This window comes from Pirellulales bacterium (genome assembly GCA_019636335.1).
In the GTDB taxonomy this organism is placed as follows: Bacteria; Planctomycetota; Planctomycetia; order Pirellulales; family JAEUIK01; genus JAHBXR01.
The window spans coordinates 1-23,724 of record JAHBXR010000018.1 but is presented as its reverse complement, the minus strand read 5'-3'; the positions used below and the strand labels follow the sequence as shown (position 1 = coordinate 23,724).

The window sequence follows — 23,724 nt, the reverse complement described above, 5'->3', positions numbered from 1 at the left end:
GAGGATTCGATGTCCGAGTTCGTAAGCGTGGCCAAGGTTGCCGAGTTGCCCGCAGGGGGCAAGCTGGTCGTCGATGTCGACGAGCGGCTGGTGGCGCTGTTCCACGTCGAGGGCAAGATCTACGCCATCGACGACGTCTGCACGCACGACGGGGGTCCGCTGGCCGAGGGCGAGTTGGATGGCTACGCCATCGCCTGTCCGCGACATGGCGCCCGTTTCGACATCCGCAACGGTCATGTCTTGTCGATGCCGGCCACGCACGATACGGCATCGCACGAAGTGAAGGTCGAAGGGGACGAGATCTTCGTCCGCCTCAGCGACGATTAATCCGCTCAGCGCGGCCAGTGAACCTATAGGGCGCCCAACGGAAGCCCGGAAAATGTGATAGCATCGCTCCGTCGCGAGACTCATTCGCCGCGCGGACAGCAAAAAGCGCAGGAGTATCCATCATGGCGATTTCCGAAGACGCCATCCGCGAGTCGCTCAAGCAGGTCATCGACCCCGAGCTGTTCGTCAACATCGTCGACCTGGGGCTCATCTACAACGTGAACCTCGCCGAAGAGGGAGAGAAGACGAACGTCGGCATCGAGATGACGATGACCAGCCCCGCCTGCCCCGCCGGCCCACAGCTCATCCAGCAGAGCAAGGACGTCGTCGGCCGCATGGAAAACGTCGGCGAGGTCCACGTCAAGCTCGTGATGGATCCCCCCTGGACCCCCGATCGCATGACCGAAGAAGCCCGCGATCAACTCGGCATCTTCTAAGAAAACAGAGTGGCCCAGGCCGCCGGTCTATGCCAAGGCAAGTGAGTAGCACCGATGTTGTTGCGGAGTAATCCAAGCGCTGTCTGGGTGCCACTGGCTTCGCCAGTGTAGAGCGAGTGGAGCATAGGCATCTTGCTGCTCCATGCCGCTGCTAAATTCTCGGCACCATCGCCGTGAAGATTCCATCCCTGCTACCCGATTCAAGCATCGGGCAACTTTATGGGGTGGCCGAACCGCTGGTGGCGGCCGGTTCCGCAGCCGCCGCCTCGGCTGCCGCGTTCTTGGCCGCTACTTCCCGGGCCTTCATGATCCGCGTGATCTGCTCCTGGAAGGCCTCTTGGGCCTCGGGCATCAGCTCGAAGAAGATCTCGAAGTCCTTCTTCGCCTCGGCATCTTTACCCGCCCGCAGCAGGGCCAGCCCTCGATTGGCATAGCCATCGGGGAATTTCGCATCGATCTGAATCGCCCGCGTGAAGTCGTCGATGGCGCCGTTGAAGTCGCCGCCGGCCAGCTTCGCCTCGCCGCGGTTCACGTACGCTTCGGGCAGCTTGGGATTCGCCGCGATGGCCCGGTTGTAATCGCTGATGGCCCCTTCGAGATCGTTCTTGGCCCGCCGCGCCTTGCCGCGCGCGCGAAAGGCATCAATGAAGTCGGGCTCGAGCACGATCACCTTGGTGAAGTCGTTGATCGCCAGGTCGTTCTCGCCCGACTGCCGTAGCAGCAGGCCGCGTCGATAGTAGGCCAGGGCAAACCGGCGATCGAGCGTCACCGCCTCGTTGTAGTCGTCGAAGGCACCCTGAAGATCCTTCGTCGCCTCCCGGGCCATGCCGCGGTGATAGTGCGCCAGCGCGCTCTTGCCACTCAGCAAGATCGACCGATCGAAGTTGACCAGCGCCTCTTTCGCGTCCCCTTGTGCCTGCTGCAGGATACCCAGGGCCAGCCACGCCTCGCCGAGCTTGGGATCGAGCTTGGTGGCTTGCAACCAGTCCTCGCGCGCCGCGTCGCCATCTCCCTGGGCATGCTCGATCTTGGCACGTTCGTTGAAGGCGTACGCATAGTCGGGTTTGGCCTCGATCGCGGCCGAAAAGTCGGCCAGGGCCGCGTCGAGATCCTTCCGCCGACGGTGAACCAGACCGCGACAGTACAGCGCCTCGTGATTCTTGCCGTTGATCTCGACGGCCCGATTGAAATCGACCAGGGCACGCTCGAGATGCCCTTCGAGATAGAGGGTCCAGCCGCGATTCACGTGGGCCACGTCCGACTCGGGCTTCAGCTCGATCACCTTACCGAAATCGGCAATCGCGCCGCTCCGATCTCCCACGGCCGAGCGGGCCAGACCGCGCTCGGTATAGGCCGCCGCGAAGGTGCGATTCATCTCGATCGCGCGATTGAAGTAAGAGATCGCCTCGCGATACCGCCCTTCCTTCGCGTTGCTCACGCCGGCGCGATACGACGCCTCGGCGTCGTTGAATTCGTCGGCGGCATGGCTCGCCGCCGGGCACGCCAGCGAGGCCCACAGAACCAGCATCGGTACGATCAACATCGCAACGGGTCGACCCGTCATAATTCACTGCTCCGCGTGCCAAATAAGGGCTCTTGCTGTCCGCGCGGCCAAGGAGCCACCTTGAAGAACGGTGAGCTCACGCATTCCGGGCTTCCGTTGGGCGTCCTAGGTTCATTGGATGCGCGGAGCGGCATAACTACTTCAGGATATCCGGCCGAAAATCGGCCCGCCAAGGAAAATCTTGCCGTTTTATCGAGACTTACGCGGTTCGCAGGACAAGGAATTGCCCAGCCGGGAGCAAACGCGCGATAACATGGCGGCAAACCCAAAGCGAACCACCCCCCAGAACCGACCCGCCGATGCGGATTTTCGCCTACGAAATGGTCACCGCCGGAGGCCTTCCCCTCCCCCCTGGCGAGCCGCTCCCCGTCTCGCTGTTGCGCGAGGGGCGCGCCATGCTCGAGGCCCTCGCCACCGATCTGGCCGCCTGTCGCGACGTGCAGGTCGACGTCCTCTGCGACGCGCGGCATGAGCCCCTCACGCTCCCCGCCGTCCGCGTCACCACGGCCTCTGGCCGCGACGACGAGGCATGGCAATTCGAGCGGTTGGCCAGCGCGGCCGATGCCGTCATCGTCGTGGCGCCCGAGACGGCCGGGTTGCTCGCCGCTCGCAGTCGTTGGGCAAGTAGCATGTCGCAACTCTTGGGACCAGAGCTCGAGTTGATCGAGTTAGCCAGCGACAAAGATCGTACGGCCCGCTTCCTCGCCAACGTGGACATCGCCACGCCATCGGGCATCTGTCTCGCGCCGGGCGAGCCCCTGCCCCGCGATTTTTCCTATCCCGCGGTACTCAAGCCTCGCGATGGGGCGGGCTCGCAAGAGACCTACTTCATCGCCGATGTACCTGCGGCCGAGCGACAACCCGCGCCATCGTCTGCCGCACGCCTGGAACACTACTGTCCGGGACGTGCGGCCAGTGTCGCCGCGATTGCCGGACCGCGCGAAAGAATCATTCTTCCTCCCTGCTGGCAGCGGCTGAGCGACGACGGGCGGTTCCGCTATCTCGGCGGAGCGACCATCGTCGAGGAATCTCTCCGCGAACGCGCCACCGAACTTGCGCATCGCGTCTTGCAGGCCCTGCCCGAGCCGCGCGGATACCTGGGGATCGATCTGATCTTGGGTCAAGATCCCCACGGTCGCGACGATCGCGTGATCGAAATCAATCCACGACTCACGACCTCGTATATCGGCCTGCGCGCCGCCGCCCGCGGAAATCTCGCGCAAGCCTGGCTCGACCTGGCGGCCGGGCGACGCACCGCGTTGTCGTTCGCCGACACGCCCGTACAATTCGACGCCGACGGAACGATCCGCTTCACGCCTCAAACGATGATGTAGCACCTGGCGGTACGAACGCATGGCCTGGCTCGGTCTCGACATTGGCGGCGCTCATCTGAAGGTAGCCGATACGCTGGGCTACGCCCGCTCGCTGCCGTTTCCCCTCTGGCGCACGCCCAACGAATTGCCCGCCGCCTTGCAACAGCTTCTCGCCTCGGCCCCGGCGGCCGAGCGTGTCGCGGTGACCATGACGGGCGAGCTGGCCGACTGCTACACGACCAAGGCCGAGGGGGTCGCTTCGATCGTGGCCGCGACCCTGGCGGCGGCTGGTCCGCGGCAAGTGGCCTTTTATCGCCACGACGGCAACTTCGTCGAAAGCGTGCAGGCCAACGCCGAGCCCCTCCTCGTCGCCGCGGCCAACTGGCATGCGCTGGCATCGTTTGCGTGCCGCTACGTGCCCACGTCGCCGGGCCTGCTCATCGACATCGGTTCGACGACGACCGATCTCATTCCGCTCGTCGACGGCGCGCCACGCACCACGGGGCACACCGATCCCGAGCGAATGCTGTCGGGCGAACTGGTCTACACCGGGGTCGTGCGCACCCCCGTCTGTGCGGCGACGGCCACCCTTCCCTGGCGCGGTGCCCCCTGTCCGGTGGCGGCCGAGTTGTTTGCCACGACACTCGATGCGTATCTCACCTTGGAGGACCTCGCCGAAGACTCCTCGAACACGGAGACCGCCGACGGCCGCGCCGCCACGCGCGCCGCGGCACACGATCGCCTGGCACGCGCGATCTGCGCCGATCGAACCATGTTCTCGGCCGAAGATGCCCGCGCGGCCGCCGAGGCCATCGCCAGCGCCCAGCTTTCGCGATTGGGTCGGGCCGCGCAGCAGGTATTGCGCGCGCTAAGTGTGCCGCCACAGTCGATCGTCGTGTCGGGGCAGGGAGAATTCCTCGCGCGACGCATGGTCGAAAAGCTGCGTCTGACGGTGCCCGTGGTCTCGCTGGCCGAGCGACTCGGGGGCGAGCTGTCTCGCGCGGCGACGGCGCATGCCGTGGCGGTGCTGGCCGAGGAATGCTACCTGTGAATGTGCCGGCGGCCATCTCGACGCGCGTCATCAAGCTGGGGGGCAGCCTGCTCGACGAGCCGTCGTTGCGCCGGCAGTTCTCTACCTGGCTCGCCCAGCAAACGCCCGCGCGCAACCTCGTCGTGGTCGGCGGAGGAGCGCTCGTCGATGCGATTCGCGACATCGATCGCCGGCAGCAGCTTGGCGAAAAGGCCGCGCATTGGCTCGCCATCGACGCCATGAGCGTGACCGCTCACATCGCGGTGGCGTTAGTCGAATTGCCCCTCGTCGAGCGAATGGCAACGTGGGAAGCATCCGCCGCCGCGACCGCCATCGTCGACGTGCGTCACTTCCTCGCCGAGCAGGAGCCGCGGCAACCGGGCGAACGGCTCCCCTACGGCTGGAGCGTGACGAGCGATTCGATCGCCGCGCGCCTCGCGACGACGCTGGGCGCGTGCGAGCTGGTGCTCCTCAAGTCGACGCTGCCGGAAGCAACCGAATCGCTCGCGGCAATCGCCAAGTCAGGATTCGTCGACGAACACTTCGCGGTCGCTGCCGCCGACTTGCCGCGAGTGCGCCTGGTGAATCTAAAACAGCCAGGCTTCCCCGAACGTTCATTCGTTCATGCCTGACAAGCAACGTGGCACAGGCGATGGAAGCCTGTGCCACGGGTGTGTCGTCGGCGATTGGCAAATCATTGCGTGCTAACGCACGCTGCCCGATCGTGGGCGCCCGGCCACCGGCAACTCCTGACCGTGGTCGTAGTCGACCAGTTCGTTCAGCCGGCCATCGGGATTCCAAAAGCGCCAGGGGCCGTGCTTTTCGCCAGAGAGGTAGACCCCTTCGGACATCTTGTTGCCCGACTCGTGCCACTCGGTCCACTGGCCGATGGCGACGCCATCTTCCCACTGGCCGTGCAGCTTCTTGCGACCGCTGGGATACCAGACCTTCTGCGGTCCGTTGGGCACCCCTTCGCGGAACTGCATGGTGCCGGCCTTCTGGCCACTTTCGTACCAGGCGACCGCTTCGCCATGATTGACGTAGTTGCCTACGGCGTCGAGCTTCACCTGCCGGCGCGCCTTCAGCTTCTGGCCGAACAACTCGACGACGCCTTCGAACGCCTCGGGGAGGGCGGCTCGCTGAGCGGCGGCATCCTGCGTGGTCGCCACCTCGTAGCTGGCGGCCTTCACCGCCGAGCCAGCGACCGCAGCCGCCCGGCTCATCGGTTCTTCAGAATCGCATCCGGCGGCCACCAGGCACACTGCCACACAACCGGCCACCGAAAGCAACAAGGTACGCGTAGACATGGGTCCAGACTCCCTTCCCGGACTCGAAACAAGTAGACGGGGCGGCGAATTGTAGCAGCCATGCCCCAGCGGGCCGAGAGCAGTTTTGAGCCTAGTTTTTAGACGTCCGCCTCGATGCCGTACTTCCTGGCCAGTGCCTTGAGCGCCCCCGCGGACGGCCGAGCCGGCTGGCCTCGGCAACGGTGGCTCGAACTAACGCGTCGGCCACTCCCCTTCCCAGTTAGTGCGGGCGCCTTCGTTGTCCCAGTCATCGAGCTGCGGCGGCAGCTCTGCCCGTTCGGCCCGATTCTCACGCGACTCGCGCGGTCGCTCGACGGGCCAGTGATCCCCCGGCCAGGCGTCCTCGACCCGATGTTCGGGAGACCGCGTATCGAGTGGCGGCGCCTCCAGGGGCAGACGTTCGCGCACAAGATCCATCTCCTGCGTCCGCTCCAACTCGGCGCGCAGACGCTGCTTGTCGAAGAACAAGGTCAGCAACGGGTCGGTCCAGGTCGTCACCTCACGGGCGATCTGGTGCAACCCGGCACGCCAACCCGATGGGACCGCCGTCATCTCGATAACCGTTACTCGACTGCCGCGACGTGGCTGGCTCATGCGTCGTTCCTCCCGCGTCATTGCCGAAGTGGGACCCGAATGGACCGCCCAATAATGCAAACGTCGGGCCAAGCGATGCGCGAGCGAGGAAATCGCCTCCCGGGCGAATTCAGACGCCGATGCTAGCACGACTTAGATCAAGCGCCGGCAGGGTTTGCCTCGCTGGCGCGCGCGGAGCAATCGCGGAGGTTTTTCGGTCATTCTTTCAACCGCGTGTAAAGAGTGAGCGTGCCCTGATGCGCGAACGGGCATCTTTGCCGGCACCGGTCGCCGGGAATACTGAGCAGCATCAGGCGTTACAGTGGCACAGGCCGCCGACCTGTGGGGAAAAAGTGGAAGCGCCTGCCCTAGTCTCTGCACAGGCCCGGCGGCCTGTGCCACTTGTCCTTGGCTCCCTTTCACCGGCGCCATCGGCACTCAGGCGGCCTTGATTTCAGGCTCGCGCAGCCGGGCGTCGAGGTACTCGATCGCCTTTTCGAGTTGCTTGTCGACCGCCGGGCCCTTCGGCTCGTCCGCGGCCTCCTCGGACCCCGTCCCGGTCTCGTCCTTCTCGTCCGCGCTAGCGCTGGCGGCGGTATCGCCGGCCGATTTCTCGGACTTCGACACGGGCTTTTCGCTCGCCGCTTCCGACTCTACCGCTTCTTCCGGCGGAAGACCCGAAGCCCCCGGCGTACGCACCACGTCGCGCTGGCGGCGGGCACGCATCACGTCGCGCAACTCTTCCTCTTCGAACTTCACCTCATAACCGTCGTTGGGCAAAACGCCCCACTGATCCTCCTCGGTCGCCTTGCGCCCGCGGTGAATGTTCTGCCCGCTCGGCCGCCAGTAGCTGGCAATCGTCAGCTTGAGCGCGCTCGAGCCCCCTTCCAGCGGAATGACATTCTGCACGCTCCCCTTGCCATAGGTGCGTTCGCCGATGACGACTGCTCGCCCGTGATCCTGCAGGGCCGCCGCCACAATCTCGCTGGCGCTGGCACTGCCGAAGTTCACCAGCACCGCCATCGGAAATCCTCGATACGTCCCCTCGCGCTCGGCCTCGAAGACCTGGCGATCGATGCCGTCACGGTCGCGGGTTGTCACGATGCGTCCCTCGTCGAGGAACAAGTCGCTCACCTGCACGGCCGACTCGAGCAGCCCCCCCGGATTGCCCCGCAGGTCGAGAATCAACCCCTTCATCTTGTGCTCGACGAGCCAGTCGAGCGCCTTCTTCAGATCCTCGACGGTGCGTTCGCTGAACGAGACCAGCCGGATATAGCCGATGCCCGGGTGACCCTCGAGGAAGAAGTCCCAACTGCCGTTCGGATGACGCAGGTCGCCGAGCACGGTGTCGACGTTGATCTGCTCGCGGGTCAGCTTGTACTCGACCGGCTCCTTGGTATCGGGATGCAGGATCTTCAACTGCACCGGGGCGCCGATCTCGCCCCGCATCCGCTTGACGGCATCTTCGATCGAGTAACCTTCGGTGCTTTCGCCGTCGATCTCGACGATCCGATCCCCCGCGAGAATGCCCGCCGCATAAGCGGGCGTGCCCACCAGGGGCGTGACCACGGTCAGGACGTTCGTTTCGCGATCGACGACGACCTGAATGCCGATGCCGCCGAAACGGTGCTCGATATTCTCGTTGAATTCGCGGAAAGACTCGGGGCCCAGATATTGCGAATACTCGTCGAGCCGCCCCGCCATGCCCGCCATGGCCGCCTCGAACAGTTCGCGATCCGTCACGTCTTCGAGGTAGTGATTGTGAATTTCCTGCATCGTATCGAGCAGGACGCGGCCATAGGCGTCGCGGCGCGTCGAGCCGACCTGCACGTAGCAGGCCAGCGCCACGATGCCGAACGCCAACACCAGATAGAGATTACGTCGCGACATGCGAGTCTGTTCCGAGCGACAGGAGAGGAGAAATGCCTGTCCTTCATGGTACTCGGGACGTGACGAGCCGCAAGTTTGCGGGGCGCAGGGGGAACGGCTGCCCCGGAGATCCGTAGGTCAGATACTCCGTACCTGACGATCTATTGGCTTGGTCGCATCGAACATCGTCAGGTACGGAGTACCTGGCCTACGGCCTCGCGAACGCGCTTTGAAGTTGCGCTTTTCGCGGCATCCTAACCCGAAGCGTCAGCGAGGAAGCACTTTGCTCGACGCTCTTTCCAAGAATCTCCTCGCTGACGCTTCGGGTTAGGATGGGTCTATTTGCCGAGGACTGAGGCCAAGGAACCTCCAAAGGCGCAACTTCAAAAGTAACGCGTCGGGTTGAGATGGCGCTTTCCGCGCCAGAACAGACGCGGCAGCACTATTCGCCAAAGAGCGCCTGCAACAGGCCGAGGTTTTCCTGCTTCCGCTTCACGCACAGGACGGCCCGCTGGGTCCGCTTGAGAATACCTTCGCTCGTGCTGCCGAGAAACAGCCGGGTGAGTCCCGAATGCCCCTGGCTGCCGCAAACGATCAGATCGGCCTCCAACTCGTCGGCCCTCTGCACGACGACGTCGGCCGGCTTGGTCTGCCAGTCTTCTTGCGGAATGAGATCGTAACGCACCTCGGGAAGCGGCGGCGGCGTGGCGATCGCGGCGGAGAACTCGCTCCATTGTCGCTCGGCGTGCGCGCGCAACGTCGCGGCGAGATCCTTGAACTCGTCTCCCCGCTTTTCGAAGCCCGGCGGCACCCGGTAGACGTGCTGCGCCACGACCTCGGCGCCGGTCGCCGCGGCAATCTGCCGCGCGACCGAGAGGGCATCCCCCGCGGGACTGGAAAAATCGACCGGCACGAGGATCTTTTTCAGCGCGGGGCGTGCCTCGCGCGCGGCCACCAGCACCGAGGCAGGCGACTGATGCACGAGCCGTCCGGCGGCCAGTCCCAGAGTGGTCTGCGTCTTGTGTCGCTGGCGGCCGATCACCACGAGATCGACCTTCTCCTGGGCGGCCAATCGCACGAGTTGATCACCGGCCATGCCCGCGAGCAGCACGTGCTCGAACTGCACCTGTGCTGGCCAGCCCGCGGTGGCGAGCTTGGCCTCATCCATTTCGGCCAGCAGTTGCTCGCGCTGCTGTTGGGGATCGTGCGGCGCCGAGGCACCGTCCGGCAAGTCAGCCGTGCGCAACACATGCGCCAGCGTGTAACGCTCGATACCGAGTGCCGCGCCAACCAACGCCCCCTGCGCCAGGACAGACCGATCCGCATCGCCACGTCCAAAACCGACAAGGGCGTGCTGGAACGGCTCCATGACCGGACCTGCGCGTTAACGCTTCGAGAACTGCGTGCCACGACGGGCACCACGCAGACCGTACTTCTTGCGTTCCTTCATGCGGCTGTCGCGGGTCATCAGACCGGCATGCCGCAGGGTGTCGAACAGCTCCGCATCGTGGAGCTTCAGCGCGCGGGAAATACCGAGCTTGATCGCCCCCGATTGTCCCGAGATACCGCCGCCGTGAACGCGAATGAAGACGTCGACCTTATCCGTCTGGCCCGTGGCTTCGAGCGGAGCCATGACGTTGTTGCGGTCGTGCAGGTTCGAGAAGAAATCTTCGAGCGGCCGTTTGTTGATCGTGATCTTGCCGCTCCCCGCTCGCACGCGGACACGCGCCACCGAGGTCTTGCGACGCCCGGTACCCAGGGAATCCTTCACGGCCGATCCACCAGCACTGCCGACGCTCATGTCGATTCTCTCAGTAATTCGCTCGAGTGATTTGTTTCACCGTCCGCTTTAGACGGCCAATTCCAGAGGGGCGGGGTTCTGCGCCTGATGCGGATGCTCGGCCCCGGCATATACCTTGAGCTTGGTGAGCATCTTGCGCCCCAACTTGCTCTTCGGCAGCATGCGACGCACGGCATCGGTCAGCACGGCATCGGGGCGACGGGCGTGACGCGCGGCGGCCGTCTCCCGACGCAGACCACCGTAGCCCGTGTACCAGGTATATTCCTTGGCCTCCCACTTGCGTCCCGAGAACGAAACCTTCTCGGCATTGATCACGACGACGAAATCGCCGGTATCGACGTGGGGCGTATAGGTCGGGCGGTGCTTGCCCATCAACAGTACGGCGATCTCGCTGGCCAACCGGCCGACGATCTTGTCCTGGGCGTCGACGAGATGCCACTTCTGCTCGACTTCGCCGGGCTTCGCCATGTAGGTCTTCATCGCAAACTCGCTTCTACATCATGCGTACAAGCAGGCCCTGGGCGGGGCGGACCTGCACACGCAAGCCTACCGCCGCCAAAGGGAAACGAGCAGTTTAACGCCCTCCAGCAAGACCGACAAGTCCTGCCCAGGGCACGATTTTGGCTTCCTCCAGAGCAATTCGTCCCAGCACAAGAGGCCCCGACCGGCAAATTCCCCTGCTCTTGGCGCGTCCCCCCTGCCCGGTCAGGTTATCATTCGTAGTAGATCCAGGCGATTTTGGCGGTGATCGCCCCACCCACCGGCGGAGAAACTCGATGAACTCACGGCTTTCCTCCCAGCGAGAACTCCTCCGCCTGGCAATCCGCGGGCTGCCGCTCGCCGTCTTGGCTGTCGTCATTTGCCTGTCCGGGCAAGTTCGGGCCCAGGAAGAAGTCGTCGTCGAAGAAGAGGTCACCGTTGCGCCTGCCGAGACCCTCGCCAGCGAAGAGGATTCCGCTGCGGCATCGTGGAACCCCAGCGTCGTGCGGCCGCGCGAGGTCGACGGCCAACTCTGCTACAGCCGGCAGTCGAGCGACGCCTTCGCCGATCCCGATCAGCGGCTGTCGCTCGAAGCGAAATACTGCTTCGAAGTTCCACTCGACGAAGTGCCGGTCTTCGGCGATCTGCGCAACGGCACCGACGACGATTTCGACTCGAAATACACGACGAACGATCCTGCTCGCTTGACTCTCCCCAAGCCGCTGGGGCCGGTCCGCATCTCGCACCCTTCGGCCGTCGCCGGCGCTGAAATGGAATGGCTCGATTACACGTCGGGCAAGGCGCCCAAGGTGATCGTGCAACTCGCGGCCCCGATGGACAGCGAAACGGCCAGCATCAAGCTGCTACGTGGTGATATGGATTTAGAGACGGGAGATTTCAAGGGCGAGAAAGAGCAGGCGTCGCGAGAATTCCCGCGTGCGGAGTTCCCCATCGATGCCCAGCCCTACAGCAACCTCGACGTTTGGGACATTCCGAAGTCCCTCAAGTCGAAGTCCACTTTCTACGGACGCGTGATCGCAGTGCTCAAGCAGATCGATGGTCGTTACGCCGTCGATTTCTACGGCGAGGCACTCCACCCCGACAGCGACTGCCGCCTGTGGCTCAGCGGCGCCGATCACGCCTGGGGCCGGCCAGTCGGCATCCGCTTCGACGAAATCCCCATCCTGAAAGAAGGGGGTCGCATCGTTCCCACCGCAGTGCTCGACGTCGTATTCGCGACTGCGACGAACGAGCGGCGTGCCGTGGCCTTCGACTTTCCCCTCTGCTCGTCCCCCGCGCTCGTGCAGTTGCGCAAGCTTTCGCAGGGCCTGGCCAGCAAGGACAAAACGTCACCGCCCCCCGATCTCGCCAAACTGGTTGGCGAAGACGTCGTCGACGAGCTCTCGCGCCGACTCGTCGATGGCCAGTATCACTAGCGCTACGTAGGTCAGGTACCCCGTACCTGACAATGGATCGAGTTGGCCACATCGAACAGTTGTCAGGTACGGCGTACCTGACCTACATCGCGCGTGCGCTACCGCGCCACGAATTGTTCGACGGGGGCGTAGCTCAGCACGTAGCTCTCGAAACGAATCTTGCGTTCATCCTCGGGCACGCTGTCGAAGACCGTGTCGAGCAACTGGCGGAAGCGCCCCGGCAGCAGGTGATAGAAGTTGTGCTTGCCCTCGCGGCGGCACTCGATCAGGTTCGCCTCGCGCAGCAAACCCAGGTGATGGCTTACTGCCGGCTGGCTCTGCTCGAGCAGCTCGCAGAGGGCCCGTACGTGCATTTCTTCGACGTGCGAGAGGTAAAGCAGAATGCGCAAGCGCGTGGCATCGGCCAGCAGCTTGAACACCTGCACGAGGTCTTTGATGGCACCCTCGGAAACGTCCGTCAGCGCGGACTCTTCAGCGACGTGCGATTGCTCGCGGTAGTGCGTAATCATTGTATGCCTTTTCTCTTGCGGCCGATTCCCGTGGGAAGGGGACCGAGGGGCTGGCGATACGCGTCGCGCAAGGCACAGGCGCGCAGTTGCTCGCGGGGCGAACTTCCCATCCCGGGATTCGATCCATGCTGCACTCGATTGCAGCCCGTCAGAACGACAGGACATGAAACGCGCTTCTGGGTGCCCGACGAGCAGCACAGAACGCGCTGCTTTTCCGGCGTGGGCACTTTTTCACGCGGAACTGGCCGCATTCTATACCGGCTGCGTAAAAAGTAAAAGCGCCGGCGCGGCCAAAAACAGCCCTCCCGCAGGCGATCCGCCATTGGTGGTAGTGGATCGCTGCGTCCCCAGTTCCTCGCGGCCCCGGCGCCACCAGGAACGCTGAAAAACGTGTCGCATCGAAAAACGTTGTCGCTCAAATCGACAGCGGTACCATACACGCTTTCGCCGAGGAGCCCCTTTGACGCCGATCCTGATTCGCAAGCTCGCCCCCTTTGTCGTCCTCGCCCTGGGTCTGGCCGCCGTGGGCTGGGCAGTCTCGTTCGGCACCCTGCCCCCCGCCGATTTCACCTTTTCGAACGACACCGAGATCAAGACGGTCGACCCGGCCATCGTCACCGGGCAGCCCGAGGGGCGGATCATCCGCTGCATCTTCGAGGGACTGGTCAATTGGGACCCGGAGACGCTCAAGCCGGTTCCCGGTGTGTCGGAACTGCCCGAAATCTCCGAGGATGGCCGCTCCTATACCTTCCGCTTGCGGCGCAACGCCCGCTGGTCGGACGATACCCCCGTCACGGCGCACGACTTTGTCTGGTCCAACCGCCGCATGCTCCATCCCGAGACCGCCGCCGAGTATTCCTACGAACTGTGGTATATCGTGGGCGCCCGTGACTTCACCACCGCCAAGGTCGCGCCAGGGAAAGCAGTCGAAATCGAGTTGCACGAGCAGCCCGAAGGATCTTTACCCTATGCCGCGGGCATCATCCTGCGGGGGCGGTTGCTGCGGATCGAGTCGACCGACGGCAAAATCCTCGCCCAGGCGACGCCCGAACCCACACCATCGACAACCGACACCCCCGCCGACTCGGTCGAAACGACCGACGTCGCGGTCCCCCCGTCCGATGCCGCGCACGAAGCAGTCGCCAAGGAAAAAATCGACGACGCCCAGAAGGTCTTCGTCGTCGAGATCGACGGCCGCGAAGAGCGCTTCTCGAAGAGCGGCGCCAAAGGCACGCGCGACTACAAGTGGCTACTGCCCGACTTTGAAGAGGTCGGCATCCACGCCCTCGACGACTACACGCTACGGATCGACCTGATCGATCCCACCCCCTACTTCACGCAGTTGATGGGCTTCTATCCCCTCTTTCCCGTGAATCGTCGCTGTGTCGAAACGCACGGCTACCCGCTGTGGACCAAGCCCGAGAACATCGTCACCAACGGACCCTACCTGCTGGCCGAGCGTCGCATCCGCGACCGGGTGCGAATGGTCAAGAACCCGCTCTATTGGGACCAGGACAACGTCCACTTCAATGTCGTCGATGCACTGTCGATCCAGTCGACCGTGACGGCGCTGAATCTCTACATGACGGGCGAGGTGGACTACATCCCGCAGACGCCCGCCACGGTGGTGCCCGAGTTGCTCGCGCAAAAGCGTCCCGACTTCACCCCCGCTCCCTACCTGGGCACGTACTATTACCGCTTGAACGTGAAACGCCCTCCCCTCGACAACAAGCTGGTGCGTCAGGCGCTCAACCTGGCCACCGACAAGCGCGAGATCGTCGAGAAGGTGACGCGCGCCGGGCAGATCCCCGCGCGCAGCTTCGTGCCGGCCGCCATTCAAGACTACATGCCCTACCAGCCGGGTGAATGCGGCGAATTCAACGTCGAAAAGGCTCGAAAACTTCTCGCCGAAGCAGGCTATCCCGGCGGAAAAGGTTGCCCGCGCATCTACATCCTGTACAACACCCATGAAACCCATAAGGCCATTGCCGAGCTGTTGCAGACGCAGTGGAAGAAGAACCTGGGCATCGACGTGGCGCTCGAAAACCAGGAATGGAGCGTCTACCAGAGTCAGACGCGGCAGCAGAAGTACTGGGTCAGCCGCGCGGCCTGGATCGGTGACTACGTCGATCCCAACACGTTCCTGGATATGTTCGTCACCGGCGGAGCCAACAACCAGACAGGCTGGGGCAACGCGCGCTACGACGAGCTGATCGAGGCCACCAAGCACGAAGTGGATGAGACCAAACGCCTCGCGCAATTCCACGAGGCGGAGCAAATTCTCATGGACGAGATGCCCATCATCCCAATTTACTTCTACGTCTCGCTCGATATGGTCCGCCCCTACGTGAAGGGCTTCTACGCCAACATCCAGGACGTCCACCCGATTCAGGGCATGTCGATCGACGCCGAAGAAAAACAGCGCGTGCTGGCCGAGGAGGCGCTGCGGTGACCGCCTTCGTCTTCAAGCGCCTCCTCTGGACGCTGCTCACGCTGTGGATCATCTTCACGGCGTCGTTCTTCTTGATGCGCTCCGTGCCGGGGGGGCCGTTTTCAGCCGAGCGTGCGCTCGAGCCCGAGATCGAAGCCAATATGCTCAAGCGGTATCATCTCGACGAGCCGCTGTGGAAACAATATCTGCGCGAGCTGTCGAACATCGGCCGCGGCGATCTCGGCTACAGCTACAAACTGGCCGATTTCAGCGTGGGCGAAGTCATGCGGCAGGGCTTTCCCATCTCGGCATCGCTGGGCATCTTCGCGATGACGTTCGCGCTGATCCTGGGCCTTACCGCCGGAGTGGTGTCGGCCGTGTGGCGGGGCTCCCCCTTCGACTTCTCGCTGATGACGCTCGCCACGATCGGTATCGCCGTGCCGAATTTCACCATCGCCGGCGTGGCGATCATCCTGTTCGTCTTTCTCGTGCCACTGTTCCCCGCCGGCGGTTGGGGCACGCTCAGTCATCTGGTGCTGCCCGGCTTTTGCCTCGGCGCCCCCTACGCCGCCTACATCGCGCGCCTGACGCGCACCGGCATGCTCGACGTCCTCTCGCAGGACTATATTCGCACGGCACGCGCGAAAGGTCTTTCCACGCCAACGGTCATCGTGCGGCACGCCCTGCGCGGCGCACTTCTGCCCGTGGTGTCGTACCTCGGACCGGCGACCGCCGACATCCTCACCGGTTCGCTCGTGATCGAACAGATCTTCGCCATCCCGGGCTTGGGAGCACATTTTATTCAAGCCGCGCTACAGCGCGATTACACCCTCTCCATGGGCGTGATTCTCCTCTACGCCGTCTTGCTCTGCCTGGCCAACCTGCTCGTCGATCTGTCGTATGGGCTACTCGATCCTCGCGTGAAGTTGGAGTAGCCCGGTGAACGTGACTCCCGCGCGCCCCGGCAAGAGCGAGCTCGAAGACTTCGCTCGCGTGCTGGCCGAAGCCGAGCAGATCAAAGGCGTGTCGCTCGGGCGAGACGCCTGGCGCCGGTTGCGCCGCAATCGTGTGGCAATGGTCTGCCTCGCCACGCTGGTCGTCCTCGGCGTGCTCGCCCTCCTCACCCCTGCCCTCCCCTTGCAGTCCCCGCGCGAGGTGCAAACCGCGCGGCAGTTCGAGCCGCCGGTCTACTCTCCCTTCTTTGCCAAGGGGATCGACCTGCTCGACGCCGACGGACGCCTCGACGGCATCAAGCTCGACAACGCCTTTGGCAATCTGAACCTCTTCAATCGCCTCCTCGTCCGCTTCCGCGTCGCCATCTTCGGCGAGCGCGCCATCGCCTCGATCTGCGGTACCGACGAACTGGGCCGTGACGTCTTCTCGCGCCTCTTCTGGGGCGCCCGCATCTCACTCCTCGCGGGTCTCGTCGCCACCTTCGTTTCGCTGGTGATCGGTGTCTCCTACGGCGCCATCTCCGGCTACATCGGGGGCCGCCTCGACAACGCCATGATGCGCCTGATCGACGTCCTCTACTCGGTTCCCTTCATCTTCGTCGTCATCTACCTGATGACCATCCTGAGCGAGGAATCGATCCGCACCTGGCTCGAAGACAAGCTCCATATCGACCGCATCACGATCTTCTTCCTGGTGATCGGGGCGATTTACTGGCTCACCATGGCCCGCGTCGTCCGCGGGCAGGTCCTCTCGCTCAAGAACGAGCAGTTCGTCGAGGCGGCCCGCACCACCGGCGCCAGCCGCTGGCGAATCATCTTCGGCCACCTGGTGCCGAATCTGTGGAGCGTGATCATCGTTTACCTCACGCTGACCATCCCCCGCGTGATGCTCTTCGAGGCCTTCCTCTCCTTCCTCGGCATGGGCGTGCAGCCCCCCGATGTCTCGTGGGGCTTGCTCGCCAACGAAGGGGTCCGCGCGATCACGTCGGTAAAGATCTACTGGTGGCTCGTCGTCTATCCCGGCGTGGCGCTGTCCCTCACGTTGTTCGCGCTCAACTTTCTGGGAGACGGCCTCCGCGACGCCCTTGACCCCCGCATGAAGAATAAATAGCCGGCCCGAATTCCCCAGCGGCACCGATTCGTATGACCAAGCCACTCCTCTCCGTCGAAAACCTCGCCGTGCAGTTTCGCACCGACGACGGCACGGTCCGCGCCGTCGATGGCATCTCGTTCGACGTCGCGCGGGGCGAAACGCTCGGCATCGTCGGCGAGTCGGGCTCCGGCAAGTCGGTCACCAACCTGGCCATCATGGGGCTCATTCCCCAGCCGCCCGGCAAAGTCGTTGCAGGCCGCGCGATCTACAACGGCGAAGACTTGCTCGCGCTGCCCGACGCGCGCCTGCGCCAGATCCGCGGTAATCGCGTGGCCATGATCTTCCAAGACCCCATGACCTCGCTCAATCCCTTCCTCACCATCGCCGAGCAACTCATCGAGGTCACCCGGCTGCACCTCAAGTACACGGCCAAGCAGGCGCTCGATCACGCCGTCACGATGCTCGAACGCGTGGGCATCGCCAGCGCCGGGCGCCGCGTGTTCGACTATCCGCACCAGTTCTCCGGCGGCATGCGGCAACGCGTCATGGTGGCGATGGCCCTCTCCTGCAAGCCCGACTTGCTGATCGCCGACGAGCCAACCACCGCGCTCGATGTGACGATCCAGGCGCAGATTCTCGAGCTCATTCGCGAGCTGCAAGAGCAGGAAGGCACCGCGGTCATCCTCATCACGCACGATCTGGGCATCGTGGCCGGCACCTGCCATCGCGTGAACGTGATGTATGCCGGCAAGTTCGTCGAGGAAGCGTCGGTCGACGATCTCTTCCACCGGCCGCGACATCCCTACACGCTGGGTTTGCTGAGCTGCGTGCCACGTTTAGATGACAAGGGCACCGACCGTTTGCAGCCGATTCCCGGTCAGCCCCCCGATCTCACCACGCTGCCGCAGGGTTGCACGTATCGACCGCGTTGCCCCTTTGCCATCGAACGCTGCGCGGCCGAGTATCCGCCGATGTTCACGGCTCCCTCGGGCTCGCGTTATGCGTGCTTCGTCAATATCGAAGAGGCAACCGCGGCCACAACGAAAGGAGGCCCGCGTGACTGATCGACAAACCGGCACCGGCAGCGCCACCTTGCCCGCACAGACCGGCCAGCCGCTGCTCGAAGTGCGCGATCTGAAGGTGTACTTTCCCTTCGTGCGCGGCAGCCTGTGGAACCGCGAGCATGGCGTCGTCCGCGCCGTCGATGGCGCCACCTTCTCGGTCGAGAAAGGCCACACGTTCGGCCTCGTCGGCGAGTCGGGCAGCGGCAAATCGACCACCGCCCGCGCCATCTTGAACCTGGTGCCCGTCACCAGTGGCGAGGTGTGGCTCGACGGCAATCGCATCGATGGCCTCGACGAGCACGCGATGCTTCCTTATCGCCAGCGGGCGCAGATGATCTTTCAAGATCCGTTCGCCTCGCTCAATCCGCGCATGACCGTGGGGGCCATCGTCGGCGAGCCGATGAAGATCTTCGGCCTGCACGACCGGCGCCGGCGACAACTCGAAGTCATGCGACTCTTGGACCTGGTCGGGCTCAACCCGCGCTATTTGAATCGCTACCCGCACGAGTTCTCCGGTGGCCAGCGGCAACGCATCGGCGTCGCCCGGGCGCTGGCGGTCGAGCCCCGTTTGATCCTTTGCGATGAGCCGGTTTCGGCGCTCGACGTCTCGATCCAAGCACAAGTCGTCAATCTGCTCGTCGATTTGCAGGAACGGCTCGGCGTGGCCTATCTCTTCATCGCGCATGATCTGGCGGTCGTGCGGCACGTGTCGCACCGCATCGGCGTGATGTACCTGGGCCGGCTGGTCGAAGTGGCCGACGCCGAGGAGCTATACCGCAACCCCAAACACCCCTACACGAAGGCGTTGCTCTCGGCGGTGCCGATTCCCGATCCCACGATCGAGCGCGAGCGCCGCCGCACGATGCTCACGGGCGAGATCCCCTCGCCCGACCGTGCCTACCCAGGCTGCCCCTTCGCCGATCGTTGCCCCATCGCCGAGCAGCGTTGCAAAGAGGAATCCCCTAAGCTGGAAGGAGACGATCACCAGGTGTCGTGCTTTCTCGCATGATGATTCCTGCACCACGACGGCCCGACACACACAACCCAAAGCCTCAGCAAGAACGAACTGCGTAGGCGTGTGGCTCCCGTGCGGATCTACGCCGTTCGACCGCGATCGGCCTTCCGCACGGTGAGGAGAAGCAGGTCGCACGCCTGTCCCAGAAGCTCAACCTGGACCTCACGATCCGCCCCCTTTTGAGTGATGAATGCAAATCAGTGTTCTTTGTTCCTTGAATTTGGCTTTGTCTACTCTGCCGAGTCGAACACCGGCAAAGAACACTAATCGGCACTAATTCCCACTGATCGCGCGCGCCTTCAGGCGCAAAAGGTTCTTCGTCCGTTCAGGAAGCGGAAGAACTAAAGGGGACGGGCGAGTCGGTCAAGAGCGCACGTTCTTCCGCCGTGCCTTGCGTGCGGCGGTACAGGCTCCCCCTCTGCGCTCGCGCCGATCAGATCGCCTGGAAAACCACCCTCGGACTCGCCACGCTCGGACTCACACGACTTTGCAGTCCTCCTGGGCGCTGTGCCTGGCCACTTGCGCGCTTCCGCACGATGGTTTACGATAGTCAAGCTGCATGCATGCCAATTCTTTTCAGGACTGATTACCATGCCTCATACCTATCTTCTCGGCGGATGTCGCACTCCCATTGGCAAGTTCATGGGGGGCCTTTCCAGCCTGCCGGCGACGAAGCTCGGTTCGATCGTCGTGGCCGAGGCGGTTCGCCGCACCGGCGTCGATGCCGGCGCCGTGGAAGAAGTCATCATGGGCAACATCTTGAGCGCGGGGCTCGGGCAGGCGCCCGCGCGGCAAGCGGCGCTCGGGGCGGGGTTGCCGCCGGCAGTCGCCGCGCTCACCATTAACAAGATGTGCGGCTCGGGGCTGAAGGCGGTCATGCTGGCCGATCAGGCCATCCGCGCCGGCGACGCGCAACTCATCGTCGCCGGTGGCATGGAGAGCATGAGCCGTGCCCCCCACTTGCTCATGGGCGCGCGCGAAGGACTCAAGTACGGCCATCAACAACTCGTCGATTCGATGATTAAAGATGGCCTCTGGTGCGCGGTCGAAGACATGGCCATGGGGGCCGAGGCCGATTACATCGCACAAACGCGCGAAGTGAACCGCGCGGATCAAGACGCCTTCGCCGCCGAGAGCCACAAGCGCGCCGCCACTGCCATCGAGGGAAAGCTGTTCGAGCAGGAGATCGTGCCGGTCACGATCGCCGGTCGCAAGGGAGACACGGTCGTCAGCAAGGACGAAGGCCCGCGTCCCGATACGACGGCCGAGGTGCTCGCCAGGTTGAAGCCGGCCTTCGGCGCTGATGGCACGGTGACCGCGGGCAATGCCTCGCAGATCAGCGATGGCGCGGCTGCGGTGGTCGTGGCCTCGGAGGAAGTGGCCCAGGGATTCAAATCGCCGCTGAAAGCGCGCATCGTGGCCACGGCGGTTAGTGGCGTGCCGCCGAAGGAAATTTTTATTGCTCCTGTGCCGGCGATGGAGAAGGTTTTGAAAAAGGCCAACTTGACGCTCGCCGATATCGACCTGATCGAGCTGAACGAGGCCTTCGCCGCGCAGTGCCTGGCCTGCATGCGCCCGCTGGGACTGCCCGCCGAAAAGACGAACGTCGAAGGGGGCGCGATCGCCCTGGGGCACCCGATCGGCGCGAGCGGCGCCCGCGTGCTGGTCACGCTGCTGCACAGCCTGGCGGCACGCGGATTGCGACGTGGACTGGCGTCCCTCTGCCTCGGCGGCGGCAACGCGGTGGCGATGATCGTGGAACGCGTGGAGTGACGTTTGTCCGGCTATTGATACGTGATGCCGGACACGTACGAAATACAAACAACGATTCCCGGCCCCTTTATGGTAGATATCGAGACGTGTCGACGTAGGTGGGCGCCCTGCGAGGCGGCAAATGAAAGTAGCGTTTGAATTCATCGCACTCGCACTGCTGCTTGTCGTGATGGCTGCCGCTGCCCTGTTCGGGATGTTGATGAACGTCCTTGTGCTTTGGCTCATGGCCTGCGTAGCTTGGACGGGGTGTACCCGCCTCATTGGATTTCTCAGAAAGCGCCTCTATGTGGGTATCTGGAGAAGAACAGAATACCCAGCGTCGAGGCCCTACTTGATCCAGGCGGTCTGGCGCACTCTTTTCTGGGCGACCGTGGGAATTGTTATCGTTCTCTCGCTTGTGCCGATCCAGATACCCGCGAACTTTTGGCGCTATGTCCTGCTTCAATTGTGGGGCGCGATCGCGATTCTGTGCTTGCTGGAGTGGGTTCCGTCTCGGCACATCTCCTGGCCGAGCAACGTGGCGTTTTCACTTTTATTCATGTTCCTGGTATTTCAACTGGCGAAGATTCATCTCCCTCCGTCCGGTACCGGGGCTGTCGTTGTGTCGCCTCCATTCGAGGGAGATTGGTACGCAATCCAAGGCGGCAATAGTTGCTTGACTAACCATCACTATTACGTCGGATCGCAGCGATTCGCTCTCGATCTCATCTTGCCCGAGGACGGGCCGCTGGATTGGGACGGCACACCCGACTTAGAGGATTACCGTACCTATGGTCAGCCGTTGTTCTCGCCGGTGGACGGTTTGGTGGTCGATATCGAAAACGAGTTGCCCGATCAGCCGATAGGCGACTCGGACCCAATCCACGCGGCAGGTAATTCTGTGACGATCAAAACGGACTCCGGAGCATTCGTACTATTGGCCCACCTCCAGGAAGGAAGCGTACTGGTTCGAGAGAATGAGCGGGTTCAGGTGGGACAGCCACTTGCGAAATGCGGCAACTCTGGCAATAGCTCGCATCCGCATCTGCATCTTCAAGCCATGACGGCACCGGACATCTATTCTCCGAAAAGCCTTCCGTTGCTGTTGAAGTTCAGTGCGCCAAACGGTGGCGAGTCAGGGCCGTACAGGCGTAACGACCTGATTCATGGAATCGCTTCATCACACGGCGGATCGAACGCGCAGGCATCGCAGACGCCGCAAGATTCGCCGGTCCGTCATATAGAGAAACTGCGGGCGCCGGAATTTGACGATGTCAGCACCCTTGACGGCAAGGCGACTACGGAGATCGATGCCTGGCTGCGAGAGCAGGTGGCGTTGGCGAATTATCCGAGCGTAAGCGTTGCAATTGTACGCGACGGCAAGATTTCGTATCAACGCGCGATTGGCCTCGCGGATCTAGAATCGCGATCTAAGGCGACAATCGAGACTTCCTATCATGTTGCATCGGTGACCAAGGTCTTCACGACGTCTCTGACCGCGCTGCTTCATGGCCGCGGCGTTATTGATCTTGATCAACCCGCAATTAAGTATTTGCCGCCCGAGGTTGCGATCAGCACGAGCCCGGATCGAGGCGCGACGATCACCTTAAGACAGCTGGCCTCCCACACGTCCGGGTTGCCGCGCGATCTGCCGGGGCCCGTACAGTCGGTTGATGGCCGGTATGAGTTGGAACCGCAGCGACTATACGACCAACTGTCGAAAGTGTCGTTAGAGTTCGAACCGGGCACGAACGAGCTCTATTCAAATCTCGGGATGGGACTGCTGGGGCACCTGCTCGAGCGTGCTGCAGGAAAACCGTTTGACTGGCTTCTTGATGAATTCATTTGCGAGCCGCTACACCTGGATCAAACTGCGATTCCACTCAATGACAAGTTGCCGTTGGCAGTTGGCTATGGCGACGGTCTTCCTCGACGGCCTGAAGAGCATTCGTACCGCGACCGCCTGGCTCCTTCTGGCGGTCTTGTTGCATCGGCCCCGGACTTGGCCAGATTCTTGGCAGCGCAAATGGAGCCAGGTTTCTTTTCGAGCGACATGCTTGAATGGCTCCATCGAGAGACAACGCTGTCTAATGGGACCGTCGCTCGAACGGCGCTCGGTTGGTCCGTGCGCACGCACAAACCTATCGGACGGACACTGAAAAAGAATGGCGGCCGAAGCAATTGCAGTGCTTGGATTGGTTTTGCTCCCGAGCATATGGTGGGCGTCGCTGTCGTTAGCAACTGCGGCGATCCCGCCGTCGATTCGATCGGTTATTGGCTCTTAGAGCGATTGGTGCCCGGCGTCGATCCGACATTTTTGCACCGGCAACCCGTTGTCGAGCATATTTACGCGAAAGTCGCCCCATTCACGGGCGTTCGCTGGGAGAAGGATCAACCCATCGTCTGCGTGAAGGACAGGTGGCATCCGCTTGTTTCGATTGATGGCATCCCGGTCGTCCGTATTGTCAAATTTGCTGAGAAGGAACACGGCGCTCGGGCACGCAAGCGATTTGCCGAAGACCTCGTGGAGCTCTTATCGATGCTGGGGCACGAACCGAAATGGACGGTCGTTCTTGGTGTCAACACAAGCGAAGGTAAGGTGGAAAACATCGAAGCAAAGATGACCGAACAGAACCGCGATCGCGTCCGAGATTAGCAGCCTGGGGAAGTATTCTTCCCATGACGCCTGTGTTTAACGAAGTCAATAAAGGGGACGGGAGTCGTGGTTTGCATCGAAATTCTACTCCTGTCGCCTTTAATCCGTCCCTGA

Annotated in this window: 21 protein-coding genes; 13 read left to right on the top strand and 8 right to left on the bottom strand. The window is 63.0% G+C overall.

The genetic code is table 11. The annotated features are described in order from the left end of the window. Positions 1 to 9: 9 nt before the first annotated feature. Both KF708_16955 and KF708_16950 read left to right on the top strand, forming a co-directional pair. Positions 10 to 327 carry a non-heme iron oxygenase ferredoxin subunit gene (locus KF708_16955; protein MBX3414380.1) on the top strand — a complete coding sequence of 106 codons (318 nt, stop codon included), beginning with the start codon at positions 10 to 12 and terminating at the stop codon, positions 325 to 327. Positions 328 to 449: 122 nt separating this feature from the next. After that, positions 450 to 764 (top strand): metal-sulfur cluster assembly factor, encoded by a 315-nt coding sequence (locus KF708_16950; GenBank protein ID MBX3414379.1) that lies wholly within the window; start codon positions 450 to 452, stop codon positions 762 to 764. A gap of 217 nt (positions 765 to 981) precedes the next feature. On the opposite strand, the gene KF708_16945 is transcribed toward KF708_16950, so the two are convergent. Next, entirely contained in the window at positions 982 to 2,292 is a 1,311-nt protein-coding gene (locus tag KF708_16945) for a tetratricopeptide repeat protein (protein MBX3414378.1), read from the bottom strand. A gap of 335 nt (positions 2,293 to 2,627) precedes the next feature. Here KF708_16945 and KF708_16940 point away from each other — a divergent pair, with 335 nt between their 5' ends. Genes KF708_16940 through KF708_16930 form a run of 3 tightly spaced genes read left to right on the top strand, consistent with a single transcriptional unit; the run spans position 2,628 to position 5,303 of the window. Next, complete coding sequence (locus KF708_16940) at positions 2,628 to 3,662, top strand: ATP-grasp domain-containing protein (GenBank protein MBX3414377.1); 1,035 nt, start codon at positions 2,628 to 2,630, stop codon at positions 3,660 to 3,662. A 19-nt stretch (positions 3,663 to 3,681) separates the two neighbouring features. After that, positions 3,682 to 4,692, top strand: a complete 1,011-nt coding sequence (locus tag KF708_16935) for a tetrahydromethanopterin-linked C1 transfer pathway (GenBank protein ID MBX3414376.1) — start codon at positions 3,682 to 3,684, stop codon at positions 4,690 to 4,692. After that, on the top strand, positions 4,689 to 5,303 hold the full coding sequence (locus KF708_16930; GenBank protein ID MBX3414375.1) for a hypothetical protein: 615 nt from the start codon (positions 4,689 to 4,691) through the stop codon (positions 5,301 to 5,303). Before KF708_16935 ends, KF708_16930 begins: the two co-directional genes overlap by 4 nt. A 72-nt stretch (positions 5,304 to 5,375) precedes the next feature. Here KF708_16930 and KF708_16925 read toward each other — a convergent pair whose 3' ends face one another. The 6 genes from KF708_16925 to rplM all read right to left on the bottom strand — a co-directional run bounded on the left by KF708_16925 (position 5,376) and on the right by rplM (position 10,701). Next, the gene (locus KF708_16925; GenBank protein MBX3414374.1) at positions 5,376 to 5,978 is read right to left on the bottom strand and encodes a toxin-antitoxin system YwqK family antitoxin; all 603 of its coding nucleotides are present in this window, start codon (positions 5,976 to 5,978) and stop codon (positions 5,376 to 5,378) included. Positions 5,979 to 6,170: 192 nt separating this feature from the next. Further along, positions 6,171 to 6,572, bottom strand: coding sequence for a hypothetical protein (locus KF708_16920; protein MBX3414373.1), 402 nt, complete (start codon positions 6,570 to 6,572; stop codon positions 6,171 to 6,173). Between the two features lie 417 nt (positions 6,573 to 6,989). Continuing rightward, positions 6,990 to 8,441, bottom strand: a complete 1,452-nt coding sequence (locus tag KF708_16915; GenBank protein MBX3414372.1) for a S41 family peptidase — start codon at positions 8,439 to 8,441, stop codon at positions 6,990 to 6,992. A 421-nt stretch (positions 8,442 to 8,862) separates the two neighbouring features. Next, positions 8,863 to 9,789, bottom strand: coding sequence for a universal stress protein (locus KF708_16910; GenBank protein ID MBX3414371.1), 927 nt, complete (start codon positions 9,787 to 9,789; stop codon positions 8,863 to 8,865). Between the two features lie 15 nt (positions 9,790 to 9,804). Then, positions 9,805 to 10,221: a 30S ribosomal protein S9 gene (gene rpsI / locus KF708_16905; GenBank protein ID MBX3414370.1), complete on the bottom strand. Its 417-nt coding sequence runs from the start codon at positions 10,219 to 10,221 to the stop codon at positions 9,805 to 9,807. Positions 10,222 to 10,269: 48 nt separating this feature from the next. Further along, positions 10,270 to 10,701, bottom strand: coding sequence for a 50S ribosomal protein L13 (gene rplM, locus KF708_16900; GenBank protein ID MBX3414369.1), 432 nt, complete (start codon positions 10,699 to 10,701; stop codon positions 10,270 to 10,272). 296 nt (positions 10,702 to 10,997) lie between these two features. Between rplM and KF708_16895 the strand changes: the two genes are divergently transcribed. Beyond that, entirely contained in the window at positions 10,998 to 12,137 is a 1,140-nt protein-coding gene (locus tag KF708_16895; protein MBX3414368.1) for a hypothetical protein, read from the top strand. A gap of 98 nt (positions 12,138 to 12,235) precedes the next feature. Here the strand turns inward: KF708_16895 and KF708_16890 are convergent, their stop codons facing one another. Further along, positions 12,236 to 12,646, bottom strand: a complete 411-nt coding sequence (locus KF708_16890) for a metalloregulator ArsR/SmtB family transcription factor (protein ID MBX3414367.1) — start codon at positions 12,644 to 12,646, stop codon at positions 12,236 to 12,238. 460 nt (positions 12,647 to 13,106) lie between these two features. On the opposite strand from KF708_16890, the gene KF708_16885 reads away from it, so the two are divergent. The 7 genes from KF708_16885 (at position 13,107) to KF708_16855 (ending at position 23,610) form a co-directional block, all read left to right on the top strand. Next, complete coding sequence (locus KF708_16885) at positions 13,107 to 15,098, top strand: peptide ABC transporter substrate-binding protein (GenBank protein ID MBX3414366.1); 1,992 nt, start codon at positions 13,107 to 13,109, stop codon at positions 15,096 to 15,098. A gap of 74 nt (positions 15,099 to 15,172) precedes the next feature. Beyond that, on the top strand, positions 15,173 to 16,012 hold the full coding sequence (locus tag KF708_16880) for an ABC transporter permease (protein ID MBX3414365.1): 840 nt from the start codon (positions 15,173 to 15,175) through the stop codon (positions 16,010 to 16,012). A gap of 4 nt (positions 16,013 to 16,016) precedes the next feature. Next, positions 16,017 to 17,141, top strand: a complete 1,125-nt coding sequence (locus tag KF708_16875; GenBank protein MBX3414364.1) for an ABC transporter permease — start codon at positions 16,017 to 16,019, stop codon at positions 17,139 to 17,141. A 32-nt stretch (positions 17,142 to 17,173) separates the two neighbouring features. Continuing rightward, complete coding sequence (locus KF708_16870; GenBank protein MBX3414363.1) at positions 17,174 to 18,187, top strand: ABC transporter ATP-binding protein; 1,014 nt, start codon at positions 17,174 to 17,176, stop codon at positions 18,185 to 18,187. Beyond that, positions 18,123 to 19,196, top strand: coding sequence for an ATP-binding cassette domain-containing protein (locus KF708_16865; protein MBX3414362.1), 1,074 nt, complete (start codon positions 18,123 to 18,125; stop codon positions 19,194 to 19,196). The genes KF708_16870 and KF708_16865 overlap by 65 nt, the downstream gene beginning before the upstream one ends. Positions 19,197 to 19,793: 597 nt before the next feature. After that, on the top strand, positions 19,794 to 20,975 hold the full coding sequence (locus KF708_16860) for an acetyl-CoA C-acetyltransferase (GenBank protein ID MBX3414361.1): 1,182 nt from the start codon (positions 19,794 to 19,796) through the stop codon (positions 20,973 to 20,975). A gap of 121 nt (positions 20,976 to 21,096) precedes the next feature. Beyond that, entirely contained in the window at positions 21,097 to 23,610 is a 2,514-nt protein-coding gene (locus tag KF708_16855) for a serine hydrolase (protein MBX3414360.1), read from the top strand. Positions 23,611 to 23,724: the final 114 nt, after the last annotated feature.